The sequence below is a fragment of the Leptotrichia sp. HMT-225 genome (genome assembly GCF_030644325.1).
Lineage (GTDB): Bacteria > Fusobacteriota > Fusobacteriia > Fusobacteriales > Leptotrichiaceae > Leptotrichia > Leptotrichia massiliensis.
In genome coordinates, this window is sequence record NZ_CP130323.1 from 461,092 (window position 1) to 473,835 (window position 12,744).

Consider the following 12,744-nt stretch of genomic DNA (forward strand, 5'->3'; position numbering starts at 1 on the left):
CTGAGATTTTTAAAATTATTGTTATTTTATTTTAATTATAAAAAAGTTTTAAGTATCTTGAAATACTGTAAAAAATAACTTTGAGAATAAAAATAAATAAATGTATTGACAAAATATAGAAAAGAGTATAAAATTATAATGGATACAAAGGAAAGGTAAATATAATTAATTAAATAAAAAATGATATAAATAATTTAGGAGGGAATATGCATATAGAAAACGTTGGCGACTATTTAAAGAAAAATGGAATAAAACCTTCAGTACAAAGAATGAAAATATTTCAATATCTGCTGGATCATCATACACATCCAACAGTCGACGATATTTTTCAGAATTTATCTCCTGAAATGCCTACTTTATCAAAAACTACAGTGTATAACACATTAAATATATTTGTCAGTAATAACATTATTCAAGAAATTATTATTGAAGAAAATGAAGTGAGATACGATGTAGTGACGGAGGATCATGGACATTTCAAATGTAAAAATTGTGGAGAAATAATAGATTTTGACGTAAATTTATCAAAATTTGATTTATCAAAATTGGGTAATGTGGAAATTGATGAAATACATTTCTACATAAAAGGTACTTGCGAAAAATGTTTAGAAAAGAAAAATTAGAAACAAATTATTAAAACAAAAAATAGAAATGGAGAAAATATGAAATTAAATAAAGAATTAGAAATTTTATTAAATAATCAAATAAATATGGAATTAGCAGCGGCTTATCAGTATCAAGCTATGGCTGCATACTTTGACGAAAGAGCATTAGAAGGTTTTGCAAGCTGGATGGGAAATCAGGCAAAAGAGGAAATAGAACATTCAAAAAAATTTTATGAGTATGTATTAAAAAGAAATGGAAAAATTGAATTTTTGGGATTAGATAAGCCTAAAATGGACTTTACATCAGTAAGAGAAGTATTTGAAGCTGCTCTTGCACATGAAGAAGCTGTTACAGCCTCAATTGAAAATATTCACAAGCTTGCTAGAGAATTGGGAGATTATGGGGCAGAAGTATTTTTAAATGAGTTTGCTGAAGAGCAGGAAGAAGAAGAGGAACAAGCTCAAAAAATAATTGACAAGATTGTTTCACTTGATGTTGATAATAACAGTGCTACGTTATATTTATTAGACAAGGAAATGGGCACAAGAGAATAATTAAATGTATAATTTGTGGAGAAATAATAGATTTTGACGTAAATTTATCAAAATTTGATTTATCAAAATTGGGTAATGTGGAAATTGATGAAATACATTTCTACATAAAAGGTACTTGTGAAAAATGTTTAGAAAAGAAAAATTAGAAATAAATTATTAAAACAAAAAATAGAAATGGAGAAAATATGAAATTAAATAAAGAATTAGAAATTTTATTAAATAATCAAATAAATATGGAATTAGCAGCGGCTTATCAGTATCAAGCTATGGCTGCATATTTTGACGAAAGAGCATTAGAAGGTTTTGCAAACTGGATGGGAAATCAAGCAAAAGAGGAAATAGAACATTCAAAAAAATTTTATGAGTATGTATTAAAAAGAAATGGAAAAATTGAATTTTTGGGATTAGATAAACCTAAAATGGATTTTACATCAGTGAAGGAAGTTTTTGAAGCAGCACTTGCTCACGAAGAATCTGTTACAGCTGCAATTGAAAATATTCACAAACTTGCTAGAGAATTGGGAGATTATGGAGCAGAAGTATTTTTAAATGAGTTTGCTGAAGAGCAGGAAGAAGAAGAGGAACAAGCTCAAAAAATAATTGACAAGATTGTTTCACTTGATGTTGATAATAACAGTGCTACGTTATATTTATTAGACAAGGAAATGGGGACAAGAGAATAATTAGATATATAATTTGTTAAATTATATAATTATAAAGTGGTTTTTCAAAAATGGCTAAGTATGCACGATTTAAGGAGGGCACGATAAAAGTATTTAGCTGTTTTTTCAAAAAAACTTAAAATTGAAATTTAAAAAATAGAAAAATAAAAAATTTGAGAAATAAAAAAACCTATTTACTAAGTATTAAAACAAATTTTAGTAATAGGTTATTTTTTTATATAAAAGTATCTGCTATTTCCTGAAGCTGTGAATTATCAGCACCGTCTAAATATGCCTTTATAATATGCTTGCAAGCTAAATATCTTTTTTCATAGCTGCTTGATTTTACTGTAATATATTGAATATTGTATTCTTTATACAAATCCTTCAATAAATTCTGGAATTTTTGACGTCTATCATTGTCGCCAATTGAACGAAGCCCATCATTTACCCAAGCAACATTATTTTCAAGTAAAATCGTCAAGTCAAATCTGTAATTTTGGACAAATTCACGAACTATCGGATTGTCCCGTTTTTCATAAGTTAGGCAAAAAGCCAGAGTTGCGATATAATCTGTATCAATTAATGCAAATTTATTCGCATTTCTAGCAGCGTACAAAACATTTGACTGATGTCCAAAAACGATTTTTTCATAGTCAGAATATTGTAATGATTCTTCGTCTCCACCTAATTTTTCAAAAACATATTCACGTCCATATTCCCAAGCGGAAGTTGTATTAAAAACGTTTGCAAGTTTGTCTATCATTACACTTTTTCCACTGCTTTCCCCTCCACAAATTGTAATAATGGGAATTAAATGCTCCCTTACTTCACGTGGCAAAAATTCCCAGTATTTACTTGGATTTTCACGTATTTGCTTTGAGTTTACGTTGTATTCAATATAATTTTTGTCAATTGATTTAGTTTCAGATCCAAAATGCTTTAGATTGTATTCCTTGTCCCCATCTCTATTGCTTATGAAAATTACATCATTTTGCCAGTCTATTTCCTGTTTATTTTTCAGATTTTCTCTTTTCTCAATTTCATTTTTTAAAGCTGTTGCCCATTCCTGCCAGTTGTCACCTTGCTGGGAATAGTTATTTTCATCCAGCAAAAAGGACGAGATGTTAGGTTGGTTTTTAAATGTCTGCTTTACAAAACGTAATCTGTCCTTTGGTGTGATTTCCTTTACAAAACGGGAATTAGAAGTAAGTAAATCATCGGCATCATCAGAATATGAGATCACAACGTATAATCTGTCTACAATCCCACTGGCTCTTTGAATAAAGTTTACATGTCCAATGTGAAGAGGGAAAAATTTTCCTATAATTATTCCTATTTTTTTCATTGTGTTATTTCCTTTTCTAGTTTAATTTTATAGTATGTTCAAATTTTTTAAATACTAAGTTTACAAAATTTAAAATTATAGTCAATCTACTTAAAAATTGAAGTAAAATATGTAAAAAGTAATCTATTGGCTATAGTTATAGATACTGTTACCTTTTACTGTAATTTTAAACTAGAATTGCTATATACAAAAAAACTTCCATATATAAATACAGAAGTTTTTTGCTTATTATTTGTTTTGCTTGAAATATTCTTACATTATTTTTATTTTTCGTCTTTAATATTTTGTACTAATTTTGCAAGAATTCCGTTTAAAAAGTCTTTGGTATCATTGTAGGAATATTTTTTTGCAATTTCAAGAACTTCATTAATCGCTATTTCATATCCTATATCTTTTATAGTAATTTCATAAAAAGATATTTTTAACAAAACTTTTTCTATTGTTCCCAAACGCTCATAAGTCCAACCATCTAGCACTTCCCGTATTTTTTCAATTAGAATATTCTGATTTTCAATTATTTCTGTAACATAACTTCTTAAAAAGTCAATTTCTTCATCTTTTTTAAAATTTTCTTCATTAATTACATCATTTATTCTTTTATCAATATTGTTGTCAATTAATTCATATTCAAAAAGAAGTTTAAATATTTCTTCTCTAATTCCTCTTCGTGTCATTAATTTTCCTTTCCAGATGGGGAAGTTTCATTTTGTGCCTCATTTTCGTTTTTTAAATTTGTGTTTTCGTTATTATTATTTTCTTCCTTTTGAACAGCTGGAGAATCAATGATTTTTTTCTCAATGATTGTTTCACCTAAAACTTTTTTCAATTTTACTTTACTTTTTTTCACGGTAATCCCAGTTGCTTGAAAAATGTAGTCAGATAATTTATTTTGAATATCTATTAATTTTTCATTGAGATTATCGACGTTGTAAGTGTCTACAGTGGCCTCTATAATGACTGCTTTTCCACTCGGATATGATTTCACTTTTGAGTTTTTTATAATTTCCAATCCACTTAAAAAGTCTTTTGATGTTTCATTTATTGTTTTTATGGAAACTTCAAGTTCTCCATTTTTATTTTTAACTTTTCTATTCTGAGAATATTTTGTAAGTTTGTTAATGTAAGAAAGTAAAAATATGACTAAATAAATAATTGATAGTATTCCAACTAAAATTTTAAAATTTAAACTATTTAAATCAATAAAATTATCAAGCTGTCCTAAATAATCAGTCTTAAACAGCATATCTGATATACTTGAAAACGCGATTCCAATAAATCCGAGTATAACAGATAATTTTGCCAAAAATCCTAATATTACAATCATTAATATATACTGTCAAAAATATACCATATTTTTTATTAATGTTAGAATTAATATTAAAAATAGTATGTTTTGGGCAGTCTCTCCTTTCTTTTAGAGTTTACCCAAACTCTGAATAATTTATTTTAGATAAGTTTTACAGAGTTTGAGTATATTATGATTTTTATTATTCTTCAATTTCTGCTGTTTCTGCTACAGCTGTTTGAACAACTTCTTTCTTGTCTTCTTTTACAATCTTTTGAATATAAACATTAACTTCTTGAACTTTTAATCCTGTCATTTCAGTAATTGCTTTTACTACTTTTGTTTGGATTTCTCCAGCTAATGCAGGTAATTTGTATCCCATTTTTGCTACAATGTATAAATCTAGTGTACATTCAGTTTCTCCAACTTCTACTTCGATACCTTTTCCACCTGAAGATACATTTTGGAAAAATTTAACAATTTCATTTTTAGAAGTTCCACCAACAAGGCTGTTTACTCCTTCGATTTCTGATACTACTGATTCTGCAATTGTTGCTACTACTTCCTGTGATATATTTACATTTCCTAATTCGTTCATTTTAATTCCTCCTAATTTTTGTTTTTATCAAATATTTAATAATCTGATTTTAATTGATTTATAAAATTATTACTTGTTTACTAACAAAGTTAATTATTTGCCAAGTGCTTCCTTAAAGTGTGTTTCAATAAAATTTGTATAGATAGTTCCCTTTTTGAAGTCTTGATTATCAAGTACTTTTAAGTGAAATGGTATAGTTGTGTCAACACCTTCTATAATAAATTCCTTTAAAGCGCGTTTCATTCTTGCAATAGCTTCTTCTCTGTTTTTACCTTTTACGATAAGTTTTGCTATCATTGAATCGTAGTAAGGTGGGATTTCGTAATTTTGATAAGAGTGTGAGTCGACTCTTACTCCAATTCCTCCAGATGGAATATATGTTTCCAGTATTCCAGATGAAGGTAAAAATCCATTTTCAGAATCTTCCGCATTAATTCTACATTCTATTACATGTCCATTGATATTTATATCTTTTTGAGAAATACTTAATTTTTCTCCTGCAGCTACTCTTATTTGTTCTTTTATTAAGTCAACCCCAGTAATTTCTTCACTTACTGTATGTTCTACTTGAATTCTGGTATTCATTTCCATAAAATAGAAATTCATATTTTTATCAACGAGAAATTCCAATGTTCCAACACTATCGTAACCAATACCTTTAGCTAATTTTGCTGCAAATTTACCCATTTTTTCACGTGTTTTGGAATCAATTCCTGCTGATGGGGATTCTTCTATTAATTTTTGGTGTCGTCTTTGAATAGAGCAATCTCTTTCTCCTAAATGAACGACATTTCCAAATTTATCCCCAACAACTTGTATTTCAACGTGTCTTGGTTCTTCAACATATTTTTCAATGTAGACATCTGGATTTCCAAATGCAGCTTTTGCTTCATTTTGTGCAGCAGTGTAATTTTCCACTAGTTCTTTTTCGTTTTGGGCAATTCTCATTCCTTTACCACCACCACCAGCAGTGGCTTTTATCATAACGGGATAAGTTATCCATTGTGCAACTTTTTTTGCCTCTTCTACATTTGGCACAATTCCATCAGAACCTTTTGTTATAGGAACTTTATGCTTGATAGCTGTTTCCCTTGCTGTTGCTTTATCTCCCATCATATTGATTAATTCAGGTTTTGGTCCAATAAAGACAATTTCGTTTTTGTCACATATTTCAGCAAATCTTTGATTTTCTGCTAAAAAACCATATCCAGGGTGAATGGCTTCACTTCCTGTTATTTGTGCTGCTGAAATAATATTAGGTATTTTTAAGTATGAATCTGCACTACTTGCAGTTCCAATACAAATAGCTTCATCAGCCAGCTTTACGTGAAGTGATTCCTTGTCAGCTTCTGAATAAACTGCAACAGTTGCTATTCCTAATTCTCTTGCTGCTCTGATTATTCTAACAGCAATTTCTCCTCTGTTTGCTATTAATATTTTTTTGAACATTAATATTCTATCCTCCTAAAAAATTTTCTGTTATATATTACAATCACTTTTCCAAAAACGGACTTCAAAAATTAAATCTGATTATTTTTAATTATAAAGTCTGTATTTTAGAAGAAAAACTATAATTTACACTTCAATTTTAAATAATTCTTTTGCAAAATCCACAGCTGAACCGTCTGCAACAAGAATTTCTGTTAAAATACCATTTACAGTTGATTTTACCTCATTATCAATTCCCATTGTATTAACTTTAGCAAGAATTTGCCCTTTTTTTACCACTGTTCCTGTTTTTGAGCTTAATAACTTTATTTTTCCAACATTACCTGATGTAATAATTTCCTCTACTGGTAATGCAGGTTTTGGAGTTTCTTTTTCTTCTTTTTTTGATGTTGATCCTTGATTGTTTACAGTATTTAATGTTTCAGAATTTGTTAATGTAAGCTTTACTTTTCCGTATCTTACTTTAATTTCTGCTAGATCTTCTTTTTTTAGAACTTGCATCAATTCTTGAATATCCTTAAGTTCCATATTTCCTCCTCGTTTTATAAATCAAATCTTTGCATTATTATAAAAACTTTGTATATGTAATTTTATCATATTGCAAGCATTTTTTCAATTTTTTCTTTTTTTAAGTCTTACCTTTATTATACCATATTTTCTTGTAAAATTTTATTATTTCTCTAAAATTTTTCAATTTTTGTCCTCAAACAAGCAAATTAATACAAGAAATAAATTTTAAACTATAAAATAAAAATTGTTGCAAATAAATGAAAAAAGGTATAAAATACATTATATTTTAAAATTTTATAATAATAAATTTGTAAAAATAAAATAGTTAAAAAAAATTTTATTGTGGAAAGGAAGCGTAAAGGAGAAAAATGGTTATTGGACTTACAGGTGGAATTGGAACTGGAAAAAGTACAGTTAGCCAGATTTTGCAAAGAAAAGGGTATAAAGTTATTGATCTGGACGTAATTTCTCATGAAGTTATTAAATTTCCTAAGGTTGTGGAAAAAATTGTGGAAAACTTTGGAAGAGAAATTTTAGAAAGTGATGATTTTGGAAAATACAATATTTCACGTGAAAAGTTAGGGAAAATTATTTTTGGAAATAAGCAAAAAAGGCTTATTTTAAATTCGATTATGCATCCAGAAATTTTACGTGCTATGCGAGAAAAAATTTTAGAATATAAAAAAGAAAGCAAGATAGTTTTTGTGGAAATTCAGCTTCTTTTTGAAGTCCAGTGGGAAAAGGAATTTGATTATATTTTGTTAGTCAGTGCAGAAAAAAGTACGCAAGTGCAACGTATTTTAGACAGGGACAGACGTAGTGAAGAAGAGGCTTTAAATATTATAAATTCACAGATGTCTTTGGATGAAAAGAAGAAACGAAGTGATTACGTTATTGAGAATGACGGAAATATTCAGGATTTAGAAAGAAAAATTGATGAATTTTTGAAAAAAGTAGTAAAAATGAACTTTGAATAACTTATACTAAACACCATTTAAAAAATAGCAATAAAATTCTATAATAATTAATTTGATAGCCTTGTTAGAAAATCAAATCTAATTTTTAAGTATCCATCTTAAAGACTTTTGTAATTTATTTATAGATATTATGATTAATAAATGTTTTTTCTTATTTTATTTATATGTTTTTTTAACGTAAGGGTATCAGATGCCATGCCCTTTTTCGCAATAGCAGTTATTTTAACATGTATAACTGGTTACTATTTAGAGATAATGGCGAAACGTTCTACGAACTACCCCGCTTAACGCAAAACTTTCTTATAAAGAAAAAATAAAACTCGCTTCGTAAAACTACGCTCACTTTCGCAAACAAGAGTTATTTTAACATAAATAAGTTCGATCATTATAAAAATTATGGCGAAAGAAATACATTTGTATTTAGTTATTTTTCCTTTAACGAAATTTTGCTTATATAAAAACATAAAACATAAAATTATGAAAAACATTTATTAACAATGAGTAGCTTTTCAAAATTTAATTAAAGGAATTTTATAATTACATAGGTTATAAACAGTACAATCTTGTAAAAAAAGGCTTTAATTCCATGAATTTTCTGATTTTTACTATTTAAATGGGAAATAGTATTAAAAGATAAAATTTATTAGGTTAAAAAGTTATAAAGTCAAATATAGGCTTTAAATAATTTACTTTATGTTATTTAAAATATGTTAATTGAAAAAATGTAAAAATTAAGAGGTGAAAAAATGAAAAAAGTATTTATAATACTAGGAATATTTTTAGTAGTACTTATAGGGTGGCTTTCTGCGCCATTTAACATTCTTATAATAGGAGTAGATGCGTATGCTAATCAGCCAACAGAAGGTTCTCGAAGCGATGGTCTGGTTGTTATAAGGGTTGTTCCTTATTTGGCACAGATAAAAATGATTTCGATTCCACGTGATACGTACGCTGAAATTCCTTGTGAAAATTATAAGCAGGATAAAATTACGCATTCGCATCATTTTGGAGGCGTGCAATGTACTATTGACGCTGTAGAAAACTTTCTTGATACAAAAATTAATTATCATGTAAGGTTTAGATTTGAAGATGTTATGAACTTGACAAATTTAATTGATGGAGTGGATGTTGTTTCAAATCATACCTTTAATCAGGACTATTTTGGTCAGGAAGTATTTCACTTTAATCAAGGAGAAGTCTATAATTTGAGAGGGAGAATGGCACTTGCCTATACAAGACATAGAAAAAGTGACACAACTACCAAGCGAGAAGAGCGTCAAAGACAAGTTATTCAAGGAATTGCCAAAAAAATAGCTGCACCATCTGGCTGGAAATATATTCCAGAAGTTTACGGATACGCAAAAGAAAAGATGGATATTGCAGTAAATCCAATTAGAGGATTGTCAGTATTTCCAGCATTTCTGCTAAATAAAAAAATTAAGCAGTATGAAATTAATGGAGATGGAAGAATGATTAATGGAGTTTGGTATTTTATTCCAGAAGAAACTTCATTGGAAAATGCGAAGGATGAGTTTAAAAATTAGAAAATTTAAGAAAGAATAGGTGAAATATGGAAATAAACAAGTCAGAGTTTGTGAAATCAGCAGTTGTGGAAAAAGATTATCCAGAATTTAATAATACTGTGGAATTTTCTTTTATCGGAAGATCAAATGTGGGGAAATCTTCACTTATAAATTCACTTACAAAAAGAAAAAATCTGGCAAGAACAAGTAAAACACCAGGAAGAACTCAGTTAATCAATTATTTTTTGATAAATGATAAAATTCATTTTGTGGATTTGCCAGGATATGGGTTTGCTAAAGTGCCTGAGGCTGTGAGAAGGAATTGGGGAAAAACGATAGAAAGCTATCTTGTGTCAAAACGTGAAAAAGTAGTATTTTTATTGCTTGATTTGCGTAGAGTTCCGTCAAATGAGGATATGGAAATGTTAAAATGGCTGGAACATTTTGAAATTGAATACTATATAATCTTTACAAAGGCTGATAAATTGTCAAATAATGAAAAATTTAAGCAGTTAAAGGAGATTAGGAAAAAACTTGTATTTAAAAATGAAGATGTATTTTTTTATTCTTCATTAAAAAATACTGGAAGAAAAGAATTGCTTGATTTTATAGAAGAGCGGATTAATGGGAAAAAATAAGGAATTAAAGAATATACCAAAATGTGTAATTACTCAGTTTTATTTGAATAGTTACACATTTTTTATTTTGCCAAATTGTAAAAAAAAATCAAATTTAATTTTTAAATACCCGTCTTAAAAACTTTTGTAATTTTATACAAAATAAATTTAATTTCATAAATTTTCTGATTTTACAAGTATTAAGACTGCTTGTTATTAAAAAATTCTTTTTTAAATAAGTTTAGTGCTATTTATTTTCTTCGATAATTTAGTGCCTCCAATAAATGTTCCTTTTTTATGTTTTCTTCCCCATCCAGATCTGCTATAGTTCTAGATACTTTCAAGATTTTATCAAACATTCTGACTGATAATTTTAAATTATCAATCGCAGATTTCATAATTTCTTCACTTTCTTCATCTATTTTACAATATTTGTTTAACTGTTTTTTGTTCATATCTTTATTCAAAGTATTTGAATTAAAACGTTGCCTTTGAATTTCACGAGCTTTTATTACCCTTGCCTGAATATCTTTTGATTTTTCTGATAAAGTTTCGTCAAAAATTTCGTCTTTTTTTAATTGGTGCATTTCTACATATAAATCCATTCTGTCGAGGAGCGGACCTGAAAACTTTTTCTGATAACGCTTTATTTCGTACAAACTGTCGTTGCATAGCGGATTATCCGGGAAATATCCGCTTGGAGTAGGATTTGAGGCAGTTATTGTAATGTTTTTTACTGGATAGGTTACGCTGAAATTTGCTCTCGAAATAACTATTTTTCCATCTTCCAGAGGCTGTCTTAATGTTTCCAATGTTTTCCCTTCAAACTCTCCAATTTCATCTAAAAATAATATTCCGTTTAATGCCAGCGTGATTTCCCCAACTCTGTTTGCACCGCCTACTAGAGCCACTTGTGTAGCTGAATAATGTGGAGCTCTGAAAGGGCGTTTGCGTATTATTGGCTCATTTTGGCTCAACATTCCTGAAATGCTGTAAATTTTTGTTGTTTCGATTATTTCTTCTTCAGGCATATCAGGTAAAATTGTATTAAATCTTTTTGCAAGCATTGACTTGCCTGAACCGGGATCGCCTATTAGAAATACATTGTGTCCACCAGCCGCTGCAATTTCTAAAGCCCTTTTTGCAAGCAGTTGCCCTTTCACATCTGAAAAATCGACAGTTTCATCTGAGTTTTCATCTTTTTCCAATTTTGAAGTATTCATTTCAACAGCTTTTTTGCATAATGTTTCTACATCAGTTTTTCCTTCCAGAAAGTCCAGTAATTCGGTAATTTCATCAACAGGAATAATTTCCACGCCTGAAATCAGTTTTGCTTCATTGTAATTTTCCATTGGAACGATAACGCCTTTAAAATCTGTTTCTTTTGCCAGAATTGTGGCATTTATTGCCCCGTTTATTGATTTTATCTTTCCATTTAAGGAAATTTCTCCTAAAATTAGATATTTTTTTAATATTTCTATATTTGAAATATGTCCCGTATTCGCAAGTATTCCTAAAAATATGCTCAAGTCAAAATGACTGCCTTTTTTCCTGATATTTGCAGGCGACAAATTCACCAGCACACGTCTGACAGGAAATTCAAATCCCACATTCTTAAAACAGCTTCTGATCCGCTCCTTGCTCTCGGAAATCGCCTGATCTCCCATCCCAACTATATTAAACACAGGCAGCCCTCTAGACAGGTCAACTTCCACTTCCACAACATAAGTATCCACACCCATATAACTGCAACTAAATAAACTTATTGCCATAACCCCACCTTTTTAATTTTTTGTTAATAATTAATTATAACATTTTTTATATATTTTGTAAATAAAAAAGAGAAAATCTTTTTACAGACTTTCTCTAAATATATATAATAGGTAATTTTAATGACTTTGTTTGGTAATTTTTTTATAAAAATCTTATTTTAAATATGCGTTTAACATCCATAAGTTTTTTTCGTATGTACTGATATATTCGTCAACTAATGCAGATGTTCCATAGTCGTTTTCTTCATCAGCGGCTTCTTTTACTTCTTTTACTAATTTTAACATTGCTTCAAATTCTTTTTTCACATCAGCTACTGCTTCTGGAATAGAAATTTCCTTATTTTCAGCTTCCTTAATAGTTGTAATTTCCAGGTAGTCTTTTAATGTTCCTAAAGGACGGCCTCCTATTGACAAAATTCTCTCAGCTACATCGTCAATTTGTTCATTTATCGCATCATAATATTCTTCCAATTTTTCATGAACAGCAAAGAATCCAGCACCAACAATGTTCCAGTGGTAATTTTGGACTTTTCTGTAAAGCACATTCAAGTTAGCTAAGTAAAGATTTAATTTTTCAACTGTTTTTGACATTTTTATCACTCCTTAATTTATAATTTATATAGATTTGTAATAATTACAAATTTATTATAACAAAATATAGTTAGATTGTCAACACATTTTTCTCAATTTTAGTATAATACTTATAAACCTATATTTTAATTATATCTGATAATTAATAAAAATCAATTTTTTCTAATAATTTATTTCAAAAAATTTGAATAGTGAAAATTAAATTATTAAAAAAGTAGAAAAATACAATCAAAGGGTGTATAATAGGAGAAA

At 28.5% G+C, this 12,744-nt stretch carries 14 protein-coding genes; 6 read left to right on the forward strand and 8 right to left on the reverse strand.

What is annotated here, in order from left to right:
- Positions 1 to 206: 206 nt before the first annotated feature.
- The 3 genes from QU666_RS02260 to QU666_RS02270 all read left to right on the forward strand — a co-directional run bounded on the left by QU666_RS02260 (position 207) and on the right by QU666_RS02270 (position 1,843).
- Positions 207 to 623 (forward strand): Fur family transcriptional regulator, encoded by a 417-nt coding sequence (locus QU666_RS02260; protein WP_021768409.1) that lies wholly within the window; start codon positions 207 to 209, stop codon positions 621 to 623.
- Positions 624 to 662: 39 nt separating this feature from the next.
- Positions 663 to 1,160: a ferritin gene (locus tag QU666_RS02265; protein WP_304984858.1), complete on the forward strand. Its 498-nt coding sequence runs from the start codon at positions 663 to 665 to the stop codon at positions 1,158 to 1,160.
- A 185-nt stretch (positions 1,161 to 1,345) separates the two neighbouring features.
- Positions 1,346 to 1,843 (forward strand): ferritin, encoded by a 498-nt coding sequence (locus tag QU666_RS02270; RefSeq protein ID WP_021768408.1) that lies wholly within the window; start codon positions 1,346 to 1,348, stop codon positions 1,841 to 1,843.
- Between the two features lie 214 nt (positions 1,844 to 2,057).
- Here QU666_RS02270 and nadR read toward each other — a convergent pair whose 3' ends face one another.
- From nadR to QU666_RS02300, 6 genes are all read right to left on the reverse strand, one after another.
- Entirely contained in the window at positions 2,058 to 3,170 is a 1,113-nt protein-coding gene (nadR, locus tag QU666_RS02275; RefSeq protein WP_021768407.1) for a multifunctional transcriptional regulator/nicotinamide-nucleotide adenylyltransferase/ribosylnicotinamide kinase NadR, read from the reverse strand.
- 263 nt (positions 3,171 to 3,433) lie between these two features.
- On the reverse strand, positions 3,434 to 3,844 hold the full coding sequence (gene nusB / locus QU666_RS02280; protein ID WP_021768406.1) for a transcription antitermination factor NusB: 411 nt from the start codon (positions 3,842 to 3,844) through the stop codon (positions 3,434 to 3,436).
- Positions 3,844 to 4,494: an alkaline shock response membrane anchor protein AmaP gene (gene amaP / locus QU666_RS02285; protein WP_021768405.1), complete on the reverse strand. Its 651-nt coding sequence runs from the start codon at positions 4,492 to 4,494 to the stop codon at positions 3,844 to 3,846. Before amaP ends, nusB begins: the two co-directional genes overlap by 1 nt.
- A 163-nt stretch (positions 4,495 to 4,657) precedes the next feature.
- Positions 4,658 to 5,053 (reverse strand): Asp23/Gls24 family envelope stress response protein, encoded by a 396-nt coding sequence (locus QU666_RS02290; RefSeq protein WP_021768404.1) that lies wholly within the window; start codon positions 5,051 to 5,053, stop codon positions 4,658 to 4,660.
- Between the two features lie 93 nt (positions 5,054 to 5,146).
- Positions 5,147 to 6,502, reverse strand: a complete 1,356-nt coding sequence (gene accC, locus QU666_RS02295) for an acetyl-CoA carboxylase biotin carboxylase subunit (RefSeq protein ID WP_021768403.1) — start codon at positions 6,500 to 6,502, stop codon at positions 5,147 to 5,149.
- A 126-nt stretch (positions 6,503 to 6,628) separates the two neighbouring features.
- A complete protein-coding gene (locus tag QU666_RS02300) occupies positions 6,629 to 7,030 on the reverse strand; it encodes a biotin/lipoyl-containing protein (RefSeq protein WP_021768402.1) in 402 nt (133 codons plus the stop codon).
- Between the two features lie 350 nt (positions 7,031 to 7,380).
- Here QU666_RS02300 and coaE point away from each other — a divergent pair, with 350 nt between their 5' ends.
- The 3 genes from coaE (at position 7,381) to yihA (ending at position 10,150) form a co-directional block, all read left to right on the forward strand.
- Entirely contained in the window at positions 7,381 to 7,989 is a 609-nt protein-coding gene (coaE, locus tag QU666_RS02305; protein ID WP_021768401.1) for a dephospho-CoA kinase, read from the forward strand.
- A 746-nt stretch (positions 7,990 to 8,735) separates the two neighbouring features.
- Entirely contained in the window at positions 8,736 to 9,533 is a 798-nt protein-coding gene (locus QU666_RS02310) for an LCP family protein (RefSeq protein WP_021770094.1), read from the forward strand.
- 26 nt (positions 9,534 to 9,559) lie between these two features.
- Positions 9,560 to 10,150: a ribosome biogenesis GTP-binding protein YihA/YsxC gene (yihA, locus tag QU666_RS02315; RefSeq protein WP_021770095.1), complete on the forward strand. Its 591-nt coding sequence runs from the start codon at positions 9,560 to 9,562 to the stop codon at positions 10,148 to 10,150.
- Positions 10,151 to 10,380: 230 nt separating this feature from the next.
- On the opposite strand, the gene QU666_RS02320 is transcribed toward yihA, so the two are convergent.
- Entirely contained in the window at positions 10,381 to 11,901 is a 1,521-nt protein-coding gene (locus tag QU666_RS02320; protein WP_036071845.1) for a YifB family Mg chelatase-like AAA ATPase, read from the reverse strand.
- Positions 11,902 to 12,054: 153 nt separating this feature from the next.
- The gene (locus QU666_RS02325; RefSeq protein WP_021770098.1) at positions 12,055 to 12,492 is read right to left on the reverse strand and encodes a Dps family protein; all 438 of its coding nucleotides are present in this window, start codon (positions 12,490 to 12,492) and stop codon (positions 12,055 to 12,057) included.
- Between the last annotated feature and the right edge of the window lie 252 nt (positions 12,493 to 12,744).

What these genes read in the sequence shown, in the direction of transcription:
- QU666_RS02260 (WP_021768409.1), top strand. Translation starts at nt 207, where the DNA reads ATGCATATAGAAAACGTTGGCGACTATTTAAAGAAAAATGGAATAAAA.
- QU666_RS02265 (WP_304984858.1), top strand. Translation starts at nt 663, where the DNA reads ATGAAATTAAATAAAGAATTAGAAATTTTATTAAATAATCAAATAAAT.
- QU666_RS02270 (WP_021768408.1), top strand. Translation starts at nt 1,346, where the DNA reads ATGAAATTAAATAAAGAATTAGAAATTTTATTAAATAATCAAATAAAT.
- nadR (WP_021768407.1), bottom strand. Translation starts at nt 3,170, where the DNA reads ATGAAAAAAATAGGAATAATTATAGGAAAATTTTTCCCTCTTCACATT.
- nusB (WP_021768406.1), bottom strand. Translation starts at nt 3,844, where the DNA reads ATGACACGAAGAGGAATTAGAGAAGAAATATTTAAACTTCTTTTTGAA.
- amaP (WP_021768405.1), bottom strand. Translation starts at nt 4,494, where the DNA reads ATGATTGTAATATTAGGATTTTTGGCAAAATTATCTGTTATACTCGGA.
- QU666_RS02290 (WP_021768404.1), bottom strand. Translation starts at nt 5,053, where the DNA reads ATGAACGAATTAGGAAATGTAAATATATCACAGGAAGTAGTAGCAACA.
- accC (WP_021768403.1), bottom strand. Translation starts at nt 6,502, where the DNA reads ATGTTCAAAAAAATATTAATAGCAAACAGAGGAGAAATTGCTGTTAGA.
- QU666_RS02300 (WP_021768402.1), bottom strand. Translation starts at nt 7,030, where the DNA reads ATGGAACTTAAGGATATTCAAGAATTGATGCAAGTTCTAAAAAAAGAA.
- coaE (WP_021768401.1), top strand. Translation starts at nt 7,381, where the DNA reads ATGGTTATTGGACTTACAGGTGGAATTGGAACTGGAAAAAGTACAGTT.
- QU666_RS02310 (WP_021770094.1), top strand. Translation starts at nt 8,736, where the DNA reads ATGAAAAAAGTATTTATAATACTAGGAATATTTTTAGTAGTACTTATA.
- yihA (WP_021770095.1), top strand. Translation starts at nt 9,560, where the DNA reads ATGGAAATAAACAAGTCAGAGTTTGTGAAATCAGCAGTTGTGGAAAAA.
- QU666_RS02320 (WP_036071845.1), bottom strand. Translation starts at nt 11,901, where the DNA reads ATGGCAATAAGTTTATTTAGTTGCAGTTATATGGGTGTGGATACTTAT.
- QU666_RS02325 (WP_021770098.1), bottom strand. Translation starts at nt 12,492, where the DNA reads ATGTCAAAAACAGTTGAAAAATTAAATCTTTACTTAGCTAACTTGAAT.